The sequence below is a fragment of the Acinetobacter towneri DSM 14962 = CIP 107472 genome, from assembly GCF_000368785.1.
Classification (GTDB): domain Bacteria; phylum Pseudomonadota; class Gammaproteobacteria; order Pseudomonadales; family Moraxellaceae; genus Acinetobacter; species Acinetobacter towneri.
The window spans coordinates 8,561-10,061 of the sequence record NZ_KB849695.1 but is presented as its reverse complement, the minus strand read 5'-3'; the positions used below and the strand labels follow the sequence as shown (position 1 = coordinate 10,061).

The following is a 1,501-nucleotide window of genomic DNA, read 5'->3' as shown; positions in this document are numbered from 1 at the left end:
AAGGTTTTTTAGCTGATATAAGGCATGAGGCAGGAAATTTAGTCATTCTAAATGACTGACTCATAACGCAATAGCAGCAAAAAATATGCTCGTCCCCTTGCGCAGCAAACAAAGCAGCGCTTTGTTCTTGCTCATGTGGAGGGCGTTCAAAATTCTGTGTCAGTAAATTTGACTAGATTTTAATTATATCATCTAATCGACCTTCAAAGTAAATGGATAATTGAGTAATCGTTTGTCCCCATTCCTGAATAGGCATTGTCCATTTTTCTGATGCCTGTTGAATACCAATATACAGTAATTTCATCAGACTATCCTCATTGGGGAAAGCTCCTTTGGTTTTGGTTAGTTTGCGGAATTGACGATGTACGGCTTCAACGGCATTGGTGGTGTAAATCGGCTTCCTAATCGCTTTAGGGTATTTGAAATAGGCGGATAGTAGATGCCATTTGGTACGCCATGACTGAATGACCACACCATATTTTTCGCCCCATTTTTCTTCTAGCTCATCCAGTGCTACTTCTGCCGCCCCTTTGGTATCAGCACGGTAAATTGGCTTTAAATCAGCCATAAATGCCTTCTGATCTTTACTGGCAACATAGCGTAAAGAATTACGAATTTGATGAACGATACACAGTTGTATTTCTGTTTGAGGGTAAATCGCTGCTATGGCTTCGGGGAAACCTTTTAGTCCATCTACACAGGCAATCAGAATATCCTGAACACCACGATTTTGTAGGTCTGTCAGTACACTAAGCCAATGGTTCGCCCCTTCGCTTTCCGACAAATGCAAGCCGAGTAGTTCCTTCTTACCTTCAACATTTAAAGCTAAAATGGTATAGATCGCTTTGCTCACATAAACACCTTTATCCTTCACTTTGTAATGTATGGCATCTAACCAAACAAAGGGATAAATTGTATCGAGTGGGCGTTGTTTCCATGCTTGTAACTGAGGGAGGAGCTTATCTGTAATATTGGTGATAGCACCATCTGAAATCTCCAATCCATACATATCAGCAACATGCTTTTGAATATCACGATAGCTCATACCAAGTGCATAGAGTGATATGATTTTATTGTCAATTTCTTCTGATAATTTGGTCTGGTTCTTTTTAACTAACTGTGGCTCAAATTCACCATTTCGATCTCTAGGGGTTTCAAGCTCAAATGAACCTGATGTAGATTTTACTGTCTTGCGAGTATAGCCATTGCGGCGATTACCTTGTTTCGGATTCGCTTCAATGTAATTCTCGATTTCTGCTTCAAGAGCAGCTTCGGTCAGCTGTTTAATTAAAGGGGTGAGTATGCCATTTTCTCCAGTCAGTGCTTGTCCTGACTGGAGTTGTTTTAAGGCTGTTTCAAAATCAAATGTAGTTGCCATAATGCATCATTCCTGTTTTTAACAGTTTAAGGAAATGACACAGTTTTTTGAACACTACCCTCATGTGGCTAAAACTTTCTCAGATTACGTTATGAAACTTGGCAATAGTCTCGCTATTCCCTG

Annotated in this window: 1 protein-coding gene; it reads right to left on the bottom strand. The window is 40.0% G+C overall.

Features of this window, described 5'->3' with window-relative positions; all coding sequences use genetic code 11:
* Positions 1-172: 172 nt before the first annotated feature.
* A complete protein-coding gene (locus tag F947_RS12745) occupies positions 173-1,378 on the bottom strand; it encodes an IS256 family transposase (RefSeq protein ID WP_004973108.1) in 1,206 nt (401 codons plus the stop codon).
* Positions 1,379-1,501 lie beyond the last annotated feature (123 nt).